The sequence below is a fragment of the Leifsonia shinshuensis genome (assembly GCF_031456835.1).
GTDB classification, from domain to species: Bacteria; Actinomycetota; Actinomycetes; order Actinomycetales; family Microbacteriaceae; genus Leifsonia; species Leifsonia shinshuensis_C.
Window position 1 is genome coordinate 2,830,736 of sequence record NZ_JAVDVK010000001.1, and the last position, 20,566, is coordinate 2,851,301.

The following is a 20,566-nucleotide window of genomic DNA, read 5'->3' on the forward strand; positions in this document are numbered from 1 at the left end:
TCCTATGGTATGTGACGTTTCTGAGCGCCGGTTCAGTGCTCGCCGAGGGCGGACTCGATGTGCGAGCGCGCGACGATCATGGTGTGCTCCGCGCCCGGATCGAACTGAACGGCGACGAAGTCGGCGGTCCGGATGAAGCCCAGCGCCTCGACGGCCGGCACGATCACGGCCTGCACGGGAGCGCCGTCGCCCTCGGCGGTCTGCGCGACGGCGGCGCGGAGCGCGGTCGTCGACGTGAACAGCGGCAGCACGGGCTCGCCGGTGGTGGAGTTGATGGTGCGCAGGCGGGTGTCCTGCGGGGTCGACCCCGTCACATCGACGACGAGCCCGCCCTTCGTCGCCGCGGCGAGCAGCGCATCCAGGTTCTCCAGCGTCGGCTCGGCGGCGATGGCCGCGAGCGCCTTCCGGACGGGCGCGTTCTCGTAGGTCTGCGGGAACCGGGGTCGGGGCTTGGCCATCAGAACAACCTGCTGTCGCTGTCGTCGAGGCCGCGCATCGCGTCGTAGTCGAGCACCAGGCAGCGGATGCCGCGGTCCTCGGCGAGCGTGCGGGCCTGGGGCTTGATCTCCTGCGCGGCGAACACGCCGGTCACCGGCGCCAGGTGCGGGTCGCGGTTCATCAGCTCGAGGTAGCGGGTGAGCTGCTCCACCCCGTCGATGTCGCCGCGGCGCTTCAGCTCGACGGCGACCGCCGCGCCCGCGGCATCCCGCGCCAGGATGTCGACCGGCCCGATTGCGGTCATGTACTCGCGGCGCACCAGCACGTGCCCGTCGCCCAGGAGGTGGATCTGCTCCGCCAGAAGCTTCTGCAGGTGGGCCTCGACGCCGTCCTTCTGCAGGCCCGGGTCGACGCCCAGGTCGTGCGCGGTGTCGCTGAGGATCTCGTGGATGGACACCACGAGCATGTCCGCCGTCTTCGCCTGGGTGACGCGCCACACCTCGCGGATGCCCTCGGCGGCCTGGAGCTCGTCCGGCTCGTCGACGGTGAGGGTGCAGGGTGGGCTCATCCAGTTGAGCGGCTTGTACGACCCGCCGTCGGAGTGGACCAGGAGGCTGCCGTCGGCCTTCAGCATCAGCAGCCGCGTGGCCAGCGGCAGGTGCGCGCTGAGCCGCCCGGCATAGTCGACGGAGCAGGTGGCAATGACGAGACGCACCGGAACATCCTACGTGCAGGGCGCCGGGGCGCACCCGGGCGCGGTGGTTGGATGGGCGCATGGCCCGCGAACTCCTCATCGGCACGTACACCGAGACCCTCCCGCACGTCGACGGTCACGCGGAGGGGGTGCTCTCGGCGAGCTTCGACGGGACCGCCGTGTCGGACGTCGCGGTCGCCGCCCGGGTGACCAATCCCTCGTGGGTCGCGGTCGCGCCCGGCGACGCGGCGGGCTCCGTCTCCGTCTACGCGGTGAGCGAGACCGAGCCGGACGGACGCGTCGTCGCCTTCGCGCGGGCCGCCGACGGCGCGCTCACCGAGCTCGGCTCCGCGTCGAGCGGCGGGGCGTCGCCCGCCCACCTCGTCGTGCATCCCGAACGCCGCCTGCTGGTGACCGGGACGTACGGCAGCGGCACGGTGTCGGTCTACGCGCTCGGCTCGGACGGCTCGCTCGGGGAGCGGACCGCGTTCATCCAGCACGAAGGCCGCGGCCCGGACCCCGACCGCCAGGAGGGGCCGCACGTCCACCAGCTGAGCATCGACCCGGTGACAGGGGACGTCGTCGTTGTCGACCTCGGGCTGGGGGAGGTGCGCTGGTACCGGCTGTCGGACGCCGGGTCGCTCGCCCTGCGGCCCGGTGCGACGGTGGTCATCGGGTCCGCGGGTCCCCGGCACCTGGCGTTCCACCCGGACGGCGCACACGCGCTGCTCGTGAACGAGCTCGACTCCAGCATTGACGTGCTCCGCCGCGAGGGCGACCGCTTCGTCCGGGTGCAGAGCACGACCACCCGCGCGGATGGCGCCACCGGCGACAACGCGCCCGCGGCGGTGTGCGTGACGGCATCCGGGACGACGGTGCTCGCGAGCAACCGCGGGGACGACACGATCGCGGTGTTCGCATTCGACCCGGACGACTCCCGGCTCACGCTGGTCGCATCCGTGCCCGTCGGCGGCCGGTCGCCGCGCGACCTCGTCATCGCGCCCGACGGCGACCGCGTGCTCGCGGCCTGCCAGGACAGCGACGAGGTCACGGTCTTCGCCTTCGACGAGCCGACGCGGACGCTCACGCCGCTTGGCGCATCCCCCGTCCCGACCCCGGTGCGCCTCGTGTTCGTGTGAGCGCGCGCGGCGCGCGCCCGTGCTTCGCGATCGAGTCGTGAGTGGATGCGCGAATCGCGCGCGAGTGGTGACTTGATGTCGCAACTCGCGGCGACGCGACCTCTCCGCGAACCCGAGCGCGCTTCGAGTCGTGAGTGGATGCTCGAATTGCGCGCGAGTGGTGACTAGATGTCGCAACTAGCGGCACCGAGCTCTCCTTGCGACTCGTGCGCCGGCCTCGAGTCGTGAGTGGATGCGCGAATTGCGCGCGAGTGGTGAGTTGATGTCGCTACTCGCGAGGCGGGCCGCACCCGTTCCGCGCCCGCCCCGCGGGTCAGGCGGGCTCGGCCGCCTTCTGCCGGCGGTCGGCGGGCGGCGCCGACACCGGGCGCACGGCCGGCGCCGCGAGGAACGCCGCGACCAGCAGCGCCAGCACGAGGAACAGTGCGTTCAGCAGCCCGAAGTGCTGCCCGAGGAAGCCGATAAGCGGCGGTCCGGCGAGGAACGCGCAGTAGCCGATGATCGCCACGGCCGACACGCGGGCGGCCGGGTTCGCCGCGCCGTCCGCGGCGGCCGACATGCCGAGTGGGAAGCCGAGCGACACGCCGAAGCCCCAGAGCACGGTCCCGATCACGACGACCCACATCGGTCCGCCGACGATGAAGAGCACGAGTCCGACCGCCCCCATGCCGGCCGTGATGCGGATGGCGGCGACGCGTCCGATGCGGTCCACGATCGGTCCGCCGACCACGCGGCCGACCGTCATCGCCGCGACGAAGAAGCCGAAGACGACCGCGCCGACCGAGTTCGTCTGGCCGTGTCCGTCGACGACGGCCAGCGAGATCCAGTCGTTCGCCGAGCCCTCGCCGAACGCCATCCCGAGCATGACCACGCCGATGAGGATGAGACGCCAGTCGGCCCACACCGCCAGCGAGGTGCGGAAGCGCTCGCCGAAGGGGATGCGCTCCGTCTCGACCGCGTCGTCCCCCAGCTCCGCCTCGCGCGGGATGAAACGGATCGCCACCACGGCAACGACCACGATCACGACCGCGATGCCCAGCAGGTGCCAGGCGACCGGCACCAGCAGCCAGGCGGCGAGCGCGCCGATGCCGGCGCCGAAGACCGTCCCGAGGCTGAAGCACGCGTGCATCAGGGGCAGCAGCGTCTTCCCGATCTCGCGCTCGACCGCCGTCGCCTCGACGTTCATCATCACGTCGACCATGCCGTTGCCGAAGCCGAGCAGGATGAGCCCGATCGCGACCAGCGGGACGCTGTGGAACGTGGTCGACCCGAAACCGATGCTCAAAGTTCCGATGGCCACGATGACGAGCCCGCCGACCATCCCCTTGTGCGGCCCGAAGCGGACGAGGAGCGGCGACGACACCGAGAGGCCGGCGATCGCGCCGACCGACATCCCGAGGATGAGGAGGCCGACCGCGGAGGGGTCCTTGCCGAGGCCGAGGTCGTCGCGGACGCCCGGGATGCGCGCCACCCAGGTGGCCATCGCGAGCCCGCTGAGGATGAAGATCACGAACACGGCGTTGCGCCACGCGGTCAGCTCTCGGCGGGTGCGCGTCGGGGCGGAGGTCGGCTGTGACATCGTCGCTGTTCCTGAGTGTCTGGTGGCTCGAATCGTTTCGATCGAAACGATTCGACTAAGCTATCACACGTGAACGAACCCAGCACAGCCCCGGCGACCGCGCGCCCCACCCTCGCCGCGGTCGCCCGCCTGGCCGGCGTGTCCAACTCGACCGCGTCTCTCGCCTTCTCCGGCACCGGACCGGTCTCCGAGGCGACGCGCGAGCGCGTGCTGGCCGCCGCGAAGCAGCTCAACTACGCCGGACCCGACCCGCGGGCGCGTTCGCTGCGCCGCGGACGCTCGGGGATCGTCGGCGTGGTCATGGAGGAGCGCGTTCGGGATGCGTTCCGCGACCCGATCAAGATCGCCCTGCTCGACGGCATCACCGAGGAGATCGGCGCGATCGACGCCGGCCTCCTCATCCTCACCGACGCGGGGGAGACGGCCCAGCGCATCGAGGACGCCCCGATGGACGCGGTGGTCCTGATCGGCTGCAGCCCCCGCCTGGACGAGTCGGTCGCCATGCTCCGCCAGCGCGGCATCCCCCTGGTGGCGATCGAGGGCGACCCGGCCGACGGCGTCCCGACCATCGGGCAAGACAACCGGGAGGCGACGCGCGTCGCCGCCCAGCACCTCTCCGACCTGGGTCACCGCGACGTGGCCGTCGTCACCCTGTCGCTGACGCGCGACCGAGCGCGCGGCGCACTGACGCCCGACCGCGTGGCCGCGGCGAGCTCCACCACCGCGATCGAGCGCCTCGCCGGAGCCCGCGACGTCTTCCCGGACGCCGGCGGATGGGTGACGCGCGGCTCGTTCGTGGAGGAGGGCCGCCTCGCCGGCCGCGCCCTGCTCGAGGCTCCGTCCACCCGCCCGACCGCGATCATCGCCCAGAGCGACCTCCTCGCCGCCGGGGTGATCCGCGCGGCGGAGGAGCTGGGACTCGAGGTCCCCGGCGACGTCAGCGTGGTCGGCTTCGACGGCGTCCGCGTCGACGGCCTGTGGCCCTACGACCTCACCACCCTCGTGCAGCCCGCCGTCGACAAGGGTCGCGCCGCCGGACGAGCGGTCGTCGAGATGCTGGAGGGCGGCGTGCCCCGCCCCTCCACGTTCACCAGCGTCTTCCACCGCGGCAACACGACGGCCGCGCCGCGCCCCGCCGCGTAGCGCGGGCGGGGGCGGCGCCCGCGCGGTCGCCGCGGCGGCGCGCCGCGTGGTCGCCGCGCCGCGCGGGCGGCGCACCTCGGCGTGCCCGTCGTTGCGCCGTCCCCATCGTTGCGTCTGACATCCGTGACCTTCAGTGGGGGATTGCCCTGTCACCCGCGCAGGCGCCTTGCGTCGGAGATCTGACGCCGTTCGTCGGAGATCCGCGCCGATCTACCCCCCCATCTCCATCCGCAGAGCGTTGCGTCGGAGATTTGGGACCCTTTCTCCGACGATCGTGCTGCCGCCGGGCCCTACGGCGCCGCTCTTGCCCGGTCACCGTGCCCGGCGTTGCGTCGGAGATCTGACGCCGTTCGTCGGAGATCCGCGCCGATCTACCCCATATCTCCCTCCGCAGAGCGCTGTGTCGGAGATTTGGGACCCTTCTTCCGACGATCGTGCTGCCGCCCGCCCTCCCTGGCCCGCTGTCGCCCGCTTCCCCCGCGCCGGCGCGGTGCGTCGGAGATCCGTCGCCTTACGTCGGAGATCCGCGCCGATCAGCCGCGCATCTCCCTCCGCAGAGCCTTGCGTCGGAGATTTCAACACCGTTCTCCGACGACCCGCGCCGCCAACCCGGCCCCACCCCACCCCCACCAGCGGCCCAGCGCCCCCGGTCGTAGGGTGGCCGTATGGATCTCGAAGCCCTGTACCGCGACCTGCACGCCCACCCCGAGCTCGCGTTCACCGAGCACCGCACCGCCGGCATCGTGGCCGACCGCCTCACGGAGCTCGGCCTCGAGGTGCACACCGGCATCGCGACGACCGGCGTGGTCGGCGTGCTGCGCAACGGTGACGGCCCGACGGTGCTGCTGCGGGCCGACATGGATGCGCTCCCTGTGCGCGAGCAGACCGGCCTCGCGTGGGCGTCCACGCAGTCGGTCACCGACGAGGCGGGCAACTCGATCCCGCTGATGCACGCGTGCGGCCACGACATCCACATCACCTGCCTTCTCGGCGCCGTCGAGGCGCTGGACGCCGCCCGGACGGAGTGGTCCGGCACCCTGGTCGCGCTGTTCCAGCCGGCCGAGGAGCACGGCGGCGGCGCGCAGGTGATGGTCGACGACGGCCTGTTCGAGAAGGTGCCCGTCCCGGATGTGGTGCTCGGCCAGCACGTGCTGCCCTACCCGGCCGGCATGGTCGGCGCGCACCCCGGCGCCGCGATGGCGGCGGTCGACACGATGGAGGTCACGCTCCACGGCCGCGGCGGCCACGGCTCGCGTCCCGAGACCACGATCGACCCGGTCGTGATGGCCGCCGCGACGGTGATGCGGCTGCAGACCGTCGTCTCCCGCGAGATCGCGCCGCAGGACACGGCGGTCGTCACGGTGGGCAGCCTCCACGCGGGGAACAAGAACAACATCATCGCGGCGGAGGCGACGCTCGGGATCAGCGTCCGCAGCTTCAACGAGGAGGTGCGGCAGAAGGTGCTGGATGGCGTCCACCGCGTCATCGCCGCCGAGTCGCACGCGTCGGGCGCCCCGCAGGATCCGGACATCGAGTGGGGCGAGCGCTATCCGGTCACGGTGAACGATCCGGAGTCGACCGAACGGGTCAACACCGCGTTCGCGCGGGAGTTCGGCGAGGCGAGCGTGCTCCACCCGGGCGCGCTGTCGGGCAGCGAGGACGTCGGGAACCTGGCCACCGCGGCCGGAGCCCCCCTCGTGTACTGGATGCTCGGAGGCGCCGACCCGGAGACCGTGCTCCGCGCGATGGCGGCCGGGACCGTGGAGACCGACATCCCGACCAACCACTCGCCGTTCTTCGCACCGCTGCCGCAGCCGACGATCGACACCGGGGTCCGCGCGCTGGTGGTCGCGGCGCGGGAGTGGCTGGGCTGACGCCCACCGGGGCGGCGACAGCAGCGGCGGGCCGCGCATCGACCACCGACCCGGCAGCGCGCCCGGCAGCCGCCGGAACCCCTAGACGGTCGCCCCCGCCCGCATCCACCGGCGCCCCCGCGCCCGCAACCCCAGGGTCACCGCGCGGGCGCCGAGGTACCCGATCGCGAACGCGGCCGTGAGCGCCGCGAGCCCGCCGCCGTCGTGGCCGCCCAACACCGCGGCCGCCATGGCCAACGGGACGAACACCGCGACGTTGACGAGCCCCGTCAGCGCCAGGTACCGCGCGTCTCCCGCTCCGATGAGCACGCCGTCGAGCACGAACACGTACCCGCCGAGCGGTGCGCCCACTCCGACGATCGCGAGCGACAGCGGGAGCAGCGCGGCGACGGACGGATCCGAGGTGAAGACCACCGCCGCGACCGGGCTGAGCGCGATCGTGACCAGCCCCAGCACGACGCCCGCGCCGACACCCCACTGCAGGCAGCGGCGCAGGACGGCGCGCACGCTCTCCAGGTCTCCCTCGCCCAGGCCCTTGCCGATCAGCGCCTGGGCGGCGATGGCGAGCGCGTCGAGCGCGAAGGCGAGGGTCGCGAACACCGTCATCGTGACCTGGAACGCGGCAAGCTCGTCGGGTCCCAGCTGCGTCGCGCAGAAGACGGCCAGCAGCATGGCGGCGCGGAGGCTCGCCGTCCGCAGGAACAGCCAGCCGCCCGAGCGCGCGGTGCGTCCGAGTCCGGAGTGGTGGGGGAGGAGGGATGCGCCGGCACGGCGGGCGTGCCGCACCACGATGACGACGTAGACCGCCACCATGCCCCACTGGGCGGCGACGGTCCCGAGCGCCGAGCCGGCGATCCCGAGACCCGCCACGTAGATGAACAGGTAGTTGAGCAGGATGTTGACGCCGAACCCGGCCACGGCGACGGCCAGCGGCGTGCGGGTGTCCTGAAGGCCGCGCAGCAGGCCGGTCGCGGCGTACACGAGCAGCATGGCGGGCAGGCCGAACATCGAGAGCGCGAGGTACTGCGTCGCCCGCGCGGTCACACTCGGGGATGCGCCGAACAGGCCGACCAGGAACGGCGCGGCCGCGAACCCCGCCGCCGCGAGGACGACGCCGAGGGCGAGCGCGAACCAGCAGCCGTCGACCCCGGCGGCGACCGCGCCGCGCAGGTCGCCGGCGCCGATCCGGCGGGCCACCGCGGGGGTGGTGCTGTACGCGAGGAACACCATCAGCCCGACCACCGTCTGCAGCACCGCGCTGGCGATCCCGAGACCCGCAAGCGGGTCGACTCCCAGGTGCCCCACCATCGCCGAGTCCGCGAGCAGGAAGACCGGCTCCGCCACGAGCGCGCCGAGCGCCGGAACGGCGAGACGCAGGATCTCCCGATCGATAGGCCGGCGGCGCAGGATGGTGCTCACGACCATCCACGCTAGCCCGCCCCACCGACGCGCGGGCCCGCTCCGTCCGATGTCGGTGGCCGCCCATACGGTGGACGCATGAGCCACCTGATGCCGGAGCGTCTCGCCACCTGGACCTGGCGCCTGGAGCGCGTGCGCAGCGGCCGGACGGTGCTCACGCGGGCTCAGGCGGCCACGGCTCGCGCCGACCTGACGCACGACCGCGCCGCGCATCCCGACGACTACGCCGGATACGAGGATGAGTACGCGGCCGCCCTGGATGAGCTCGACGTGCTCTCCCGGCAGGCGAACCGCCACGACGACCTGCTGTCGGTCATGGCGGCGGACCGACGGCGGGCAGAGCGCGAGGCGGCGGATCGGGGCGCGCCCGTCGAGAACCGAACGGGGGGACGCTCGCGCAGCTCCCTCGCGAGCGAGCACGACCGCGTTCCCTCCGGTCTTCCGGAGCAGCTGGACCAGTGGGTGCACCGCCTGATCCGGTACCGCGCCGGCGTCAAGATCATCACGCCCATCGAGGCGGCGCGGGCGGAGATCCGGCTGCGCAACGAGGCCGACCTGCAGCCGGCCGCCTATCGTTCGGGTGTCGCAGGCGGCTATTACGCCCGGACGATGCGCGAGCTGGGCGAGATCGCGACGGCGGAGCGTCCGGGGCGGCGCGACCAGGGGCTGAGTCGGGGACTCACGACGCTGAGCGCCTGAGCGGGGCCGCGGAGACCGTGTCCGAGTGCCGCAGACGATCGAGGCCCGTCGGCTAAGGCCACCCTGTCGGGCTCCTGTGCGCCCGGCGGATACGATCGTCCCGGACGCGCTGACCCGGCCACCGCGTGCCCGGCGCTGCGGCGCCGGTGGAAGCTGCGCCGGTGGAAGATGGAGGGCGCGGTGAGTCCGAACGAAGCGGCCGAACTGCTCGGCATCCCGGCCTCGGCCGGGACGGACGAGGTGCAGCGGGCATACGAGCAGCGGATCGTGGAGGCCGGTGCCGACGTGCAGCGGCGCGACGCGGTGACGGCGGCCCGGGATGCGCTGCTCGCCGCATCCTCGTGGCAGGCGCCCGGGGGCAACAGCGCGGCGATGCACTCACCGGCCACGCAGCCTCCTGCGGCGCAGCCGTCCGCAGCGCAGCCTCCCGCACCCCCGCAGGCCGCAGCGCAGCCGTCTGCATCGCAGCCTCCCACACCCCCGCAGCATCCAACCGGCCAGCCGTTCACCCCGCCACCTCCCGGCTACCCGCCGCAGCAGCCTCCGTATGCGGCCGCCCCCGCCCCCTGGTACCCCGCGCCGCCGGCGCGCCGCGGGCTCTCGACGGGCGCGATCGTGGGCATCACGCTCGGCAGCATGGCCGGCGGGCTCGTCATCCTCCTGGTCGCACTGTTCACCATCGCCGCGATCGCCCACGACTCCAGCCGTCTCGCGCAGCCGGGCGGATCGTCGACCGAGGCGCCGTTCGCCGCTCCCTCGGACACGCCGTCGGACGACCCCACGGACGCCGCCCCGGACGACCCGGCGACCGTCGACGACTACGACGTCGACGGCGTCCACGTGCACTACGTCGACGGCTGGACGTTCGAGCTGACCCCCGACCAGACCTGCGCGGGCGCTACGGTCACGGCCGGGTTCTCGGACACGCCGGACGGCGATGAGGTGGACCAGTGGAGCACGACGGTCGATCTGGAGGAGGGCGTCCCGTACACGTTCACCATCCCCGACTCCGCGTCGGTGCACGACTACGCCGGCATCGATGCGGTCGATTGCGGACAAGCATGATGCTTCGCTGAAAACATAGCTTTCACGAATTACTGAAAACGGCGTAGCATGCCGTCCATGGATGCGGTGATCGACGTCTCCGGACTCGAAAAGCGATTCGGGCGCGTGCGCGCCCTCGACGGCCTCGACCTGGAGGTGTCTCCGGGAGACGTCCACGGCTTCCTCGGGCCGAACGGCGCGGGCAAGTCCACCACGATCCGGGTGCTGCTGGGCCTGGCGCGCGCGGACGGCGGCCGCGCCGCCCTGTTCGGCCGCGACCCGTGGAGGGATGCGGTCGAGCTGCACCGCCGGATCGCCTACGTTCCCGGCGACGTCAGCCTGTGGCCCAACCTGTCCGGCGGGGAGGCGATCGACCTGCTCGGCCGCCTGCGGGGCGGAACGGCGGACCGGGCGGCGTACGCGGCGCGCAAGAAGCGTCTCGTGGAAGCCTTCCAGCTCGACCCGACCAAGAAGGGCCGCGCCTATTCGAAGGGCAACCGGCAGAAGGTCGCGCTCGTCGCCGCGTTCGCCACCCCGGCCGACCTGTACATCCTGGACGAGCCGACCAGCGGTCTCGACCCGCTGATGGAGGCCGTGTTCGACGCCGAGATCCGCCGCGTCGCCGCCGAGGGGGCCACGGTGCTGCTCTCGAGCCACATCCTGTCCGAGGTGGAGCAGCTCTGCGACCGGGTCAGCATCATCCGGGCCGGCCGCACGGTGGAGACGGGCACGCTCGACGAGCTGCGGCATCTGACCCGCACCGAGATCTCCTTCCGGGCCGAGGCCGTCCCGCCGGAGGCGCTGGCGCGGGTGCCCGGCGCCCATGATGCCACCGTCCGCGAGGGCCGGGTGCGCTTCACCGCAGACAGCGATGCGCTCGGACCGGTGCTGGATGCGCTCGCGCGCCTCGACGTGCGCGGTCTCACCGTCGCACCGCCGTCACTCGAGGAGCTGTTCCTCCGCCACTACGGCGACGACCCGGGCGAGGACACCGCTGGACGGGCCGCCGCGCCGGCCGGAGCGGCGCGATGACCACCGTGACGACTCCCGCGGCGCCGGCTGCGACACGTGCGACGGCGCCCCGGTCGAGCACCGCCGCGACCCTCGCCGCGCTGGTCCGCCAGCGCCTGCGCCGCGACCGCTGGCAGCTCGTGATCTGGCTGCTCTCGATCGCGGCGCTCGGAGCGTTCTCCGCCGCGAGCCTGCAGCAGACGTACGGAAGCGCGGCGTCGCGCGTGCAGCTGATCCGCCTCGCGATCGCCGACCCGACCATCCTCGTCCTCCGCGGTCTGCCGCAGGGGACGACCCTCGCGGCTCTGACCTTCTTCGAGATCTTCACGTTCCTCGCGCTGCTGGCCGGCCTGATGAACACCTTCCTCGCCGTGCGTCACTCCCGCGCGGAGGAGGAGTCGGGCCGCGCCGAGCTGATCGCGTCCAGCCCGGCCGGCCGGCTGCTGCCGACGACCGCGACCGTGATCCACGCGACGCTGGCGAACATCCTGCTCGCCGTGCTCGTCGCCCTGGGGTTCATCTCGACGGGTCTCCCGGTCGCGGGATCGTTCGTGGCCGGCGCGGTCACCGGCGGCGCCGGGCTCGCGTTCTTCGGGGTCGGTCTCCTGCTCGCCCAGGTGTTCAGCACATCCCGCGCCGCCAACGGCTTCTCCGCGGCGGTGGTCCTCCTGGCCTATGTGCTGCGCGGCATCGGGGACGCGATGGGCACGCCGTTCGGCGACGGCACGCACCTGCGCGCGGCGTGGCCCAGCTGGCTCAGCCCCATCGGCTGGGGCGAGCAGTCCGCCGCGTTCACCGCCGACGACCCGCGGCCGCTCCTCCTCCAGGTGGCTCTCGCGGCGGTGCTGGTCGCGGGCGTCTTCGGCCTGCAGGCGGTCAGGGACTCGGGGGCCGGCCTCATCGCAGCGCGTCCGGGGCGCGCGGACGCCTCCCCGGCGCTCGGCGGGATGTTCGGACTGGCCTGGCGCCTGCAGTGGCCGACCGTCGTCGGCTGGACCGTCGGCGGCGCGCTCGGCGGACTGCTCGCGGGAGCCCTGGGCAGCGCGATCAACAGCTCGCTCGCACAGAACCCGGACCTCGCGGGCATCCGGGAGGCGATGACGCGGATCGGCGCGGGCGGCTCCGGCCCGCTCACGCAGCTCTTCATCTCGGCGATCTTCTCCATCGTCGGCGTGCTCGCCGCTGCGGCCGCCGTGCAGTGCGTCATCCGGCTGCGGCAGGAGGAGGCGTCCGGCACGGCGGAGGTGCTGCTCGCGACGCCGCTCTCGCGCGTGCGCTGGCTGTTCTCGATCGTGGCCGTCGGGCTGATCGCGATCGTGCTCGTGCTGCTGGCCGCAGCGGTCGCCTCAGGACTGTCGGCCGTGTCCGCGGGCGAGCCGGCCTCCACCATCGGCGACTCGTTCTCGGCGGCGGCGGCGCAGCTGCCGGTCGCCCTGGTCTACCTGGGCGTGCTGACGCTGGTGTTCGTCGTCCTCCCGACCTGGACCATCCCGGTCGGTTGGGCGGCTCTGGGTCTCGGCGCATTCGTCGGCATCTTCGGCGGCCTCATCAAGCTGCCCGAGTGGCTGCGGCACGTCTCGCCCTTCGCCGACGCCCCGGTCGTCGTCGGGAACGTCGACTGGACCGGGGGATACTGGATGCTCGGAATCACCGTCGCGGCCCTCGCGGGCTCCGCGGCGCTGATCCGCCGGAGAGACTTCGCGATCGGATAGTCAGCGCGGGCGGGCGGCCACTCAGCGCGTGAGGCCGCTCATCCAGCACGAACAGAGGGACGGATCCATGGCCAAAGACGAGGCGGCGCTCGCCGAGGTGATGGAGCATTCCGCGGCCGTGCTCACCGCGGCGGGGATGCCGAGGATGCCCGCGCGGGTGATGATGGCCCTGACCGTCACCGAGACACCCGGTCTCACGGCGGCCGAACTCGCCGAACGGCTCGACGTGAGCCCCGCCGCGATCTCCGGCGCCGTGCGCTACCTGCAGACGATCGGCATCATCCGCCGCCTCTCGCAGACCGGCACCCGGCGTGACCGCTACGAGCTCCCCAGCGACTGGTACGCCCTCATGGTGCGCAACAGCCCGATCTACGGCACCCTCGCCGACCAGGCGGATGCGGGTCTCGCCGCCGTCGGCGACCCGGATTCGCCCGCGACGGAGCGCCTGCGCGACATGGCCGGCTTCTACCGGTTCGTGCAGGAGCGGCTCCCCGAGATGATCGCGGAGTGGGAGCAGGTCCGCGCCTCCCGGAACGACGCCGCGCGGAACGCGTGACGCGCGGGCAGCGCCCTCAGAACACGTACTCGAGCAGGTCGAGCCCGACCGCGCGCATCCCGTCGATGACCGCCAAGCGCTCCGGAAGGCTGGTGTCGTCGAAGTAGGTCGACACCGCGTACGTCACGCCGGCGCGCGGACCGCGGAGCACGCCGACCTCGCTGCGCACGCCGTCGTCGGTCCCGGTCTTGTTGACGAGCAGGATGCCGTGCTCGGGATGCCGATGCGAGTGCGGGTCGAGGCCGAACGCGCTCGACACCAGCGAGAAGTCGCTGTTCAGCGACAGCCACGCGATCACGCGCTGGCTCGTCGCGGGGTTGACGATCTCGCCGCGGGCCAGCGCCGAGAACAGCCAGGTGAGCTCGTTGGCGCTGCCGACGGACAGCTGGGGTGCGTCATCCGGTCCGCGGTGGTCGCGTACCAGGTCGAGCAGCGCGGTGCGCGTGAGGCCGAGCGACTCCGTGCGTGCGCTGACCGCCTCCAGGCCGACCCGGCGGAGCAGGACGTTCGTCGCCAGGTTGTCGCTCGTCGCGCCGACCAGCGCCGCGAGGTCCGCGACCGGCAGCGAGGGCACGTGGAGGTGGTGCCAGATGCCCGAGTCGCCGGCGACGTCGCGCGGGTCGCGGTCGAGGTGGGCGAGCGGGCTCAGCTCGCCGGACTGCAGCCGTGCGGCCACCTCGACGAGGAGGAGCACCTTGCCGATGCTGGCGGTCGGCATGACGATGTGGTCGTCGACCGAGAAGAGCACAGCGCCCGTGGCGAGGTCGGTCGCCCGCGCCGACACCTGCACCCCGGAGACCGCGAGCCGCCCGAGCGCGTCGAAGCCGCGGCTGAACGTCTCGGTCGATCCCGGCGCCCGGTGCCTGGCACGACCGGCTGTCGCCTGGCGTGCTCGGCGTGCGGACTCTTGTGCCTGGATCGTCACGGTGTCGCTGGGTCTTTCTTCCGAATCGGTTCTCCCGGAATCGCGGCGCCCCACCCGGCTCCGCCGCCGTTCCGCGAGGGTGTCCGCGGAGACGACAGGGACGATGTTACCCCGTGATCGGGGGCCATGGGCGGCCGGATCCGGGAGGGGCCCGAGGGTCACCAGATGGTCACCCGCTCCTCGGGCGCCAGCCAGAGCCGGTCACCGTCGGTCACGCCGAAGGTGTCGTAGAACGCCTCGATGTTGCGGACGATCTGGTTGCACCGGAACTCGTTGGGCGCGTGCGGGTCGATGGCGAGGAGCCGGATGACCTCCTCGTCGCGTCCCTTCTGCTGCCATGCCTGCGCCCACGAGAGGAAGAACCGCTCCGCACCGGTGAGCCCGTCGATCACCGGCGGCTCCTCGCCGCCGAGCGACAGCAGGTACGCCTTCCAGGCGATGCCGAGGCCGCCGAGGTCGCCGATGTTCTCGCCGATGGTCAGCGCGCCGTTGACGTGGTGCTCCGGCACCTGGGCGGGCGCGAGCGCGTTGTACTGCTCGATCAGGCTCGCGGTGCGCTTCTCGAACGCCGCGCGGTCCGCCTCCGTCCACCAGTCCTCCAGGCGGCCGTCGCCGTCGAACTTGGAGCCCTGGTCGTCGAAGCCGTGGCCGATCTCGTGACCGATGACCGCGCCGATGGCGCCGTAGTTGGCGGCGGCGTCGCGGTCGGCGTCGAAGAACGGGAACTGCAGGATCGCCGCCGGGAACACGATCTCGTTGAAGCCCGGGTTGTAGTAGGCGTTGATCGTCTGGGGGGTCATGAACCACTCGTCGCGGTCCAGCGGCTTGCCGATCTTGCCGAGCTCGCGGTGGAACTCGAAGAGGGCGGCCGCGCGCACGTTGGCGACCAGGTTCGTCGGGTCGATCTCCAGGCTGGAGTAGTCGCGCCACTTCACCGGGTAGCCGATCTTGGGCGTGAACTTCTCGAGCTTGTCGAGCGCGCGCTTGCGGGTCTCCTCGCCCATCCAGTCGAGCGTCCGGATGCTCTGCCGGTAGGCCTCGATCAGGTTGCCGACGAGCGCATCCATCTGCTCCTTGGCGGCGGGCGGGAAGTGCTCCTGCACGTAGATGCGGCCGACGGCCTCGCCCATCGCGCCCTCGACGAGGGAGACGCCGCGCTTCCAGCGGGCGCGCATCTGCGGGGTGCCGGTCAGCGTGCGGCCGTAGAAGTCGAAGTTGGCCTCGACGAAGTCGCCGGAGAGGTACGGCGCCGCACCGTGGACGACCTGCCAGCTCAGCCAGTCGCGCCACGCGTCCAGGCGGTCCTCGGTGAGAAGTCCGGCGAGCCCGGAGGTGAACGACGGCTGCCGCAGGACGACCTCGGCCAGCGCTCCCTCCGGCGCTCCGAGGGCCTGTGCCCAGACGTTCAGGTCGGCCTCGTGGCCGGCCGGAGCGCCGCCGTCGAAGACCGCGGTCGCGTCGGCCCAGCTGTAGAGGTTGTAGGTCTTCTCCGAGTCGCGGGAGGCCACGTTGTCCCAGTGCTGGGCCGCGATCGCCGTCTCCAGGTCGAACACGCGCTGCGCGCGGGCCGGCGCGTCGTCGAACCCGGCGAGCTCGAACATCCGCTGGATGTGCGCCACGAACGCCTCGCGCACCGGGGCGAACCGCTCCTCGCGGAAGTACGACTCGTCCGGCAGCGAGATCCCGGACTGCTCCAGGAACACGAGGTAGCGCTCCGGGTCGCCCGGGTCGTTGTCGACGAACAGCTGGTAGAAGCCGCCGAGGCCCCGGCGCTCCAGCTTCCCGACCGTCTCGAGGAGGCTCGGGATGCTGTCCACACCGTCGGCGAAGGTCAGCTCGTCGCGGATGGCCTCCACGCCCAGGGCGTCGACGCGCTCCTCGTCCATGAAGCTCGTGTACAGGTCGCCGAACTTCCGCTCCTCGGTGCCCTCGTCGGCGGTCTGCGCCCGCTCGACGATCTCGTGGACCGCCTTCTCGGACTCCTCGGCCAGGATCATGAACGATCCCCAGCGCGCCTTGTCGGCTGGGATCTCCGTGCGGTCGAGCCACTTGCCGTTCACGTGCCGGAACAGGTCGTCCTGCGGGCGGATCGTCTCATCGAGTTCGTCGGTGCGGATGCCGGAATCGAGCGTCATGCGCCCAGCCTACGGGTCAGGCCGTCGCGCGGGCCAGCGACGACAGCCGCCGGAAGGACACGGCGAACAGCGCGGCCAGGACGAGCTCGGCGAGGATGGAGACCGTGCCGGAGAGGCTGCCGAAACCGGCGAACGAGAACCCGATGTTCACGACGGCGAGCAGGCCGTAGATCACCGCGAGCACGCCGCTCAGGAGCGGCCGGCTGGTCATGCGCCACCACGGCCGGGCGGCGCGCACCGGCTCCCCGGGCCCGCGGAACAGCCGCGTCACCAGGTACCAGGCGATCACCTGGAGCACGGTCAGGATGATCGAGCCGGCCTGCGAGTGCAGAGCGTCAAAGAGCAGGGTCAGCAGGAGGCTGATCGCGACGAGCACCGCGATGACGGCCGCTTTCCGGCCGGGTGTGGTGAAGCGCATGGTGATCCTTCTGGTGCCTGAGGTCCAGCATGTCAGGCGCCTGCCGGGTCGGGTGCGGAGGCTCGCCGTGCGACCCGGACGGGGTCAGGTGCCGCATGGCTTCCGTTCGTATGCTGGCTCGGTGACCGTCGCTCCCTCGCAGAACCAGCCCACCGGGTACGACCCGCAGAACACCGCGCTGCCGCCGGCCGGCTGGTACGGCGACCCGTACGACGCGCGGTTCCTGCGGTGGTGGAGCGGCGCCGGCTGGACCGCGTACACCGCTCCGCTGCAGCAGGCGCCGGTGCGGCAGCGTCCCCGGCAGCCGCGCAAGTGGATCGGCCGCTTCGGCGGGTGGATCATCGTCGGCGCGAGTGCGTTCATCTGGGCGTGGCTCTTCGGCTTCAGCCTGCTGCTCTCGGCGATCGCGCCGCACGCGGCGGACGACGGGCCCGTTGTGCTCTCGCCCTACCTGCTGATGACGGGGGCGGCGACCGTGGGGGCGGCCATCCTGTACACGATGGCGTACCGGCTGCGGCGCGAGGACGGGCTGACCGCATCCCGGCTGGTCATCATCGCGGGCGTCGGCGGCCTGGCCGCCACGCTGGTGGCGGCCCCGATCAACAGCCTGATCGACGTGCTCAGCGGCGGCACCGCCTCGCACCCGAGCGGGCTCGCGCTGGTGCTCGCCGGGGTGGTCGAAGAGCTGGTCAAGATGGCCGCCGTCGTCGTGCTCGCGCTGAAGCTGCCGGTGAAGGATGCGCGGATCGGCCTCTTCGTCGGCGGTGCCGTCGGCCTGGGCTTCAGCGTGATCGAGAACCTCGTCTACCTGCAGGAGGCGTTCGCGCGCGGTCAGGAGAACGGGTCCGGCTTCGGGATGTTCCTGGCCACGGTCATCGGCCGGGAGCTGACCGGGCCGTTCCTGCATCCCGTGTTCTCCGCCCTGCTCGGCGCCGCCGTGTTCGCCGCGGCGCGCGGCGGCCGCTTCCGGCTGACGTGGAGCGTCGTGCTGGCCTATCTCGCGGTGGCGACCGCGCACGGACTTTTCAACGGGGCCACCTGGCTCGCCCAGGTGCTTCCGTGGCCGGCCGCCGCGCGGGGCGGGCTGCTCCTGCTGTTCGAGCTGCTGTTCGTGCTCGGCAGCGGACTGGCGCGGCTGCTCATCGCACGGCGCATCCGGCGACGCCATGAGGAGCGCGAGGCGGTTTAGGACGCGACGTCAGCGCACCAGCGTGCGCGCCAGGGCGACGTACTCGCGCGCGTTCGCGTCGGGCAGGTAGGCCCGGCTGATCGCGTTCCCGATCGCCGGCAGCGCCAGCGGGTCGGGGTACGCGAGGTACAGCGTCTCGTAGGTCGGGTTGAACTTGCTCTTGAACGAGAACAGCGATGCGAAGCCGTAGGCCGGCTCCAGGGTGCGGGCCAGGAAGGCGAGGACGCGGTCCATCGCCGTCGGCCCGTCGCCGTCTCCCTCTCCCTCGCCCTCGCCGGCGGCCGCGAGGTCCGCGTCCGGCTTCGTGGCGAGCGGCGCGCCCGACAGGCTGAGCACCTCGACACCCTCGTCGCGCATCCGCTGCGCGGCCGAGGCGATCACGAACTCCATGATCCCGGACATGGACCCGTCGGCCCGGCGCATGAAGTCGATCGTCCAGCCGACGATCCGTCCGTCGCGCCAGCTCGGCAGCCAGCTGGTCACCGCCTGCAGCCCGCCGTCCGGGTCGAAGGCGAGATACAGCCGCACGTCCGGGTCCTTGAGCTCCGCGATGCCGCCGAGAGTGAAGCCCATCTCCGGCAGCTCCTTCTCGGAGACCCACTGCTCGCTGACCGCCGTGATCTGGGTCTGGATGAGCGGCGACAGGTCGTCCCACCGGGTCCAGAGCGTCGAGATGCGCGCCTTGATGCCGCGGTTGTGCGCCTGCCGGACCTTCTGCCACGGCTTGCCCACCAGGTCGAAGGTCTGCGGGTGCATCAGCGTCTCCTCGCCGACCGACATCGTCGGCCAGCCGAGGGCCTCGAACACCGGCAGGTACTCGCCGTGGATGCTGTAGAACACCGGCACCCAGCTGTTCACGTCGCAGAACTGCACGAACTCCGAGATGGTGCGCTGTGCGCGTCCCGGCGGGCAGACGGGGTCCGAGAGGGTGATCGCGATCCCGTTGATCACGCGGTAGGCGACCGCGGCCTCCCCGTCGGCGCTGAACCAGTACACGTTGCCCGGCCACGTGCCCATGAACCCGAGCGTGCCGCCCCCGCCCTCGCGCAGCAGCGCGCGGAAGTGCTCCTCGTCGGCGACCGTCCGGCCGGTGAAGGATGCGCGGTACAGCCGCAGCGTGGCGAACACGAACACGGTCCAGAAGGCGGGCCCCACCCACTGGTACAGCAGCCAGACGACCGGCGCGGTCGGGATGATCGGGGTGCCGAGCGCGGAGAGGAACCCGGCGGGCACGAACCGGCGCAGCGTGGAGGCGAACACGTCGGCCACCGTCGCGTCCGGCACGAACTCGGTCAGCGACGACAGCGCGGCGACCAGGTACGCGAGGGCGAGCAGGCCGAAGGTGCAGACGACGACGATGCCGAAGCGGACGAACGCGTCGCGCGGGGAGCGCAGCTGGAACTGCCGTCGTGTGGCGATCAGCAGGGCGATCGATGCCACCGGCACCAGGATCGCCGCGAGCAGCCAGAGCAGCACCTCGAGCGCGGGACCGAGAGCGCTGACGTCGTCAGCGACCACCGTGATGTCGCCCAGGGCGGTGAACGGCAGCACCAGCATCGCGGCGTTGACGACGATGCCGAGCACGAGGGCGAAGCGGCGCCCACGCCGCAGGCCGATCGCGGTGAGCAGCAGGAGGGCGAGCGGGAGCACCGAGAGGAGCAGCGCGCCGGGGCCCTGGACCGACACGAGCAGCAGCTCGGCGCGGCAGTTGCTCGAGTACGAGGTGTCGCAGCGCGAGAGCACCTGTGCGACATCCACCGCGGGCTGCTGGAACAGGGCGGCCACGAACGACAGCGGTCCGAAGCCGCCGGGCGGGAGCAGGGCCAGCAGGGGTCCGAACGCCGTGATGGCGACGATTCCCGCGACGAGCGTGCGCGTCTCCTGGTGCGAGCTGCGGTGGAGGCGCCGGATGCTCCCGCGTCGCAGGATCACGCCGAGCGCCAGCCCGAGCAACGCCGCGATGAGCCGGTAGACGTTGTTCTGGTCGCCGTTGTAGAGCACGAAGACCAGGACGACCGAGAAGGTGAGGAGCCGGATCCTGCGGCGCCAGAGCGAGGCGGCGAAGGCGCTCGCCGTGATGAGCGCGCCGACGATCCCGATGGTCGGGTCCAGCGTGACGTCGAACTCGGTGGCCTTCGCCCAGAGCTCGCCGATGCTCGCCGCACCCGCCTGCAGCAGCACCCCGAGGACGACGGCGAGGACGCCCGTCACCAGGAAGGCGAACACCGTGCGAGCCGTGCCGAGCAGCCGTTCGGCCGCGGCAAGCACGGTCAGGGACAGGAGCACCGTGGCGACGAGCTGCAGCGGGTCCTCGGGTACGAACAGCGCCGTGACCGGCGTCCACCAGGAGCCAGCCTGCAGGGTGGTCGTAACCCCGGCCGCCCAGACGGTGGCCGGCCGGCCGACAGCCGCGACGCTCCACAGCGTGCCGGTGGCGATCGAGGTCGCGAGGACGACGACGGCCAGGGCGATGCTCGCGGGGGCCACCCGCGCGTAGCGGGCGAGCGCGCTGCCGACGCCGGGTCGGCGGGCGGTCTCTCCGGTGCTCATTCGGGCCTCCGTCGCGGTGGGCTCAGTCCGAGGTCAGGCTA

Annotated in this window: 17 protein-coding genes; 9 read left to right on the forward strand and 8 right to left on the reverse strand. The window is 72.3% G+C overall.

Going from position 1 to position 20,566, the window contains the following annotated elements; translation table 11 throughout:
• Positions 1-32: 32 nt before the first annotated feature.
• Both J2W45_RS13820 and nucS read right to left on the reverse strand, forming a co-directional pair.
• On the reverse strand, positions 33-458 hold the full coding sequence (locus tag J2W45_RS13820; RefSeq protein WP_310132881.1) for an SseB family protein: 426 nt from the start codon (positions 456-458) through the stop codon (positions 33-35).
• Complete coding sequence (nucS, locus tag J2W45_RS13825; RefSeq protein WP_310132882.1) at positions 458-1,153, reverse strand: endonuclease NucS; 696 nt, start codon at positions 1,151-1,153, stop codon at positions 458-460. Before nucS ends, J2W45_RS13820 begins: the two co-directional genes overlap by 1 nt.
• Positions 1,154-1,212: 59 nt before the next feature.
• Between nucS and J2W45_RS13830 the strand changes: the two genes are divergently transcribed.
• Positions 1,213-2,271 (forward strand): lactonase family protein, encoded by a 1,059-nt coding sequence (locus J2W45_RS13830; protein ID WP_310132884.1) that lies wholly within the window; start codon positions 1,213-1,215, stop codon positions 2,269-2,271.
• A 313-nt stretch (positions 2,272-2,584) separates the two neighbouring features.
• On the opposite strand, the gene J2W45_RS13835 is transcribed toward J2W45_RS13830, so the two are convergent.
• Complete coding sequence (locus tag J2W45_RS13835) at positions 2,585-3,850, reverse strand: MFS transporter (RefSeq protein ID WP_310132887.1); 1,266 nt, start codon at positions 3,848-3,850, stop codon at positions 2,585-2,587.
• Between the two features lie 69 nt (positions 3,851-3,919).
• Here J2W45_RS13835 and J2W45_RS13840 point away from each other — a divergent pair, with 69 nt between their 5' ends.
• On the forward strand, positions 3,920-4,993 hold the full coding sequence (locus tag J2W45_RS13840) for a LacI family DNA-binding transcriptional regulator (RefSeq protein ID WP_310132889.1): 1,074 nt from the start codon (positions 3,920-3,922) through the stop codon (positions 4,991-4,993).
• Between the two features lie 665 nt (positions 4,994-5,658).
• Positions 5,659-6,867 (forward strand): amidohydrolase, encoded by a 1,209-nt coding sequence (locus J2W45_RS13845; protein WP_310132892.1) that lies wholly within the window; start codon positions 5,659-5,661, stop codon positions 6,865-6,867.
• Positions 6,868-6,948: 81 nt separating this feature from the next.
• On the opposite strand, the gene J2W45_RS13850 is transcribed toward J2W45_RS13845, so the two are convergent.
• A complete protein-coding gene (locus tag J2W45_RS13850; protein ID WP_310132894.1) occupies positions 6,949-8,292 on the reverse strand; it encodes an MATE family efflux transporter in 1,344 nt (447 codons plus the stop codon).
• Between the two features lie 72 nt (positions 8,293-8,364).
• Between J2W45_RS13850 and J2W45_RS13855 the strand changes: the two genes are divergently transcribed.
• The 5 genes from J2W45_RS13855 (at position 8,365) to J2W45_RS13875 (ending at position 13,308) form a co-directional block, all read left to right on the forward strand.
• Positions 8,365-8,985 (forward strand): hypothetical protein, encoded by a 621-nt coding sequence (locus tag J2W45_RS13855; RefSeq protein WP_310132896.1) that lies wholly within the window; start codon positions 8,365-8,367, stop codon positions 8,983-8,985.
• Positions 8,986-9,165: 180 nt separating this feature from the next.
• A complete protein-coding gene (locus J2W45_RS13860; RefSeq protein WP_310132899.1) occupies positions 9,166-10,050 on the forward strand; it encodes a hypothetical protein in 885 nt (294 codons plus the stop codon).
• Between the two features lie 57 nt (positions 10,051-10,107).
• The gene (locus J2W45_RS13865; RefSeq protein WP_310132900.1) at positions 10,108-11,061 is read left to right on the forward strand and encodes an ABC transporter ATP-binding protein; all 954 of its coding nucleotides are present in this window, start codon (positions 10,108-10,110) and stop codon (positions 11,059-11,061) included.
• Positions 11,058-12,752, forward strand: coding sequence for an ABC transporter permease (locus tag J2W45_RS13870; RefSeq protein WP_310132902.1), 1,695 nt, complete (start codon positions 11,058-11,060; stop codon positions 12,750-12,752). The genes J2W45_RS13865 and J2W45_RS13870 overlap by 4 nt, the downstream gene beginning before the upstream one ends.
• Before the next feature lie 67 nt (positions 12,753-12,819).
• Positions 12,820-13,308, forward strand: a complete 489-nt coding sequence (locus J2W45_RS13875) for a GbsR/MarR family transcriptional regulator (RefSeq protein ID WP_310132903.1) — start codon at positions 12,820-12,822, stop codon at positions 13,306-13,308.
• 16 nt (positions 13,309-13,324) lie between these two features.
• Here the strand turns inward: J2W45_RS13875 and J2W45_RS13880 are convergent, their stop codons facing one another.
• The 3 genes from J2W45_RS13880 to J2W45_RS13890 all read right to left on the reverse strand — a co-directional run bounded on the left by J2W45_RS13880 (position 13,325) and on the right by J2W45_RS13890 (position 16,786).
• Positions 13,325-14,233, reverse strand: a complete 909-nt coding sequence (locus tag J2W45_RS13880; RefSeq protein ID WP_310132906.1) for a serine hydrolase — start codon at positions 14,231-14,233, stop codon at positions 13,325-13,327.
• Positions 14,234-14,391: 158 nt separating this feature from the next.
• Positions 14,392-16,368: a M13 family metallopeptidase gene (locus J2W45_RS13885; protein WP_310132910.1), complete on the reverse strand. Its 1,977-nt coding sequence runs from the start codon at positions 16,366-16,368 to the stop codon at positions 14,392-14,394.
• A gap of 16 nt (positions 16,369-16,384) precedes the next feature.
• On the reverse strand, positions 16,385-16,786 hold the full coding sequence (locus J2W45_RS13890) for a hypothetical protein (protein ID WP_310132912.1): 402 nt from the start codon (positions 16,784-16,786) through the stop codon (positions 16,385-16,387).
• A 121-nt stretch (positions 16,787-16,907) separates the two neighbouring features.
• On the opposite strand from J2W45_RS13890, the gene J2W45_RS13895 reads away from it, so the two are divergent.
• Positions 16,908-17,975: a PrsW family glutamic-type intramembrane protease gene (locus J2W45_RS13895; protein WP_310132914.1), complete on the forward strand. Its 1,068-nt coding sequence runs from the start codon at positions 16,908-16,910 to the stop codon at positions 17,973-17,975.
• A gap of 9 nt (positions 17,976-17,984) precedes the next feature.
• Here the strand turns inward: J2W45_RS13895 and J2W45_RS13900 are convergent, their stop codons facing one another.
• A complete protein-coding gene (locus J2W45_RS13900; protein WP_310132917.1) occupies positions 17,985-20,525 on the reverse strand; it encodes a bifunctional lysylphosphatidylglycerol flippase/synthetase MprF in 2,541 nt (846 codons plus the stop codon).
• Positions 20,526-20,566 lie beyond the last annotated feature (41 nt).